Annotated in this window: 1 protein-coding gene; it reads right to left on the bottom strand. The window is 43.9% G+C overall.

Translation table 11 applies throughout. The features are described from left to right. Window positions 1–493 (bottom strand): outer membrane beta-barrel protein (locus HMPREF2955_RS13435; RefSeq protein WP_070723935.1); only part of this gene is annotated, 493 nt, incomplete at its 3' end. Window positions 494–1057 lie beyond the last annotated feature (564 nt).

The following is a 1057-nucleotide window of genomic DNA, read 5'->3' as shown; positions in this document are numbered from 1 at the left end:
TGGGATAACCCAACGCCGAGAACTTCGCATCCTCCTGATTACCCGCATAAGTTAGATTGCTTGGAGAGAGGTTCGCGCCTATCCGCCCGCCCAATGATACGTGCAGCGAGTTTTTTGCCTTAAAAGGATAGAGATTGAAATAAGCGGCAAGCCCCAAATGGTGATAACGGGTGGAGAGCGTGTAGTTCAATTCGTTCTTGTCCTCGTAACGCACCCGCGCCGTTTTGTTATAATAGGCAATGCCCGCTTCAACGCCCCAAAGGCTTGCAGGCTGCCTGTAAAGGAAAAACAGCTCGGCACTTGGCACGAACTGCCCTTTGTTGTCGAACGAATAATTGGCGTAATAACCCTCGCTCACTAATATTTTGTCTACATGACTGTTGACACTATAACCGCCGCCCAAGCGGACACCGGCATTGAAAGCGCTCTCCTGAGCACTTAGCGAAAGACAGGAGACGATAAAAAGAATAAGTAAATTAAATTTTGTGCCCATAACAGTCTAACTTTTTTGTTATTAATGTTTCTAAGTGACTGAGGTTCCTCATTCTTCCGCAAATTTAATCATTCTTTTGGAACAAGCAATATTTTTTGCGAAAAAATATCTTACAAATAGAAATATTTTGCATAGATAGGCCTTTACTAAAAACTGGCAAAAACGCCCGAAATCCTTACAAAACACCATAAAGGGAGATTAGGTTTGGAACATAACCTACTGATAATCCAAAAAATGCTTTTACGCCAAACAGCAGGTAGTAAGGAGTAAAGGAGTAAGGAGTAACTGGTAATCCAAAAAATGCTTTTACGCTAAACAACACAGATCCAAAGTCAAGATTACTCCTGCGTTTCCATGATGCTGCCCCCGTTGGCCATGAGCTGCATGCCCTGCATCCGTTTGCGTTGGCGGTTGTAAGCCTGTGGGGGCTACGTGCCGTTGCCCATGTACATGTATGCGGCGCAACCATTTTGTATAGTTTTTAGTAAGAAATTTAACACAAAAAGTGGCTTTTTTGTCCACCAACCGCTTACCTTGCCGCAAAAAATCGATTCTCGCGAAGGT

The sequence above is a fragment of the Prevotella sp. HMSC073D09 genome (genome assembly GCF_001814145.1).
Classification (GTDB): Bacteria; Bacteroidota; Bacteroidia; order Bacteroidales; family Bacteroidaceae; genus Prevotella; species Prevotella conceptionensis.
Note: the sequence above shows the minus strand (reverse complement) of the source record. Positions and strands in the feature narration are given on the sequence as shown.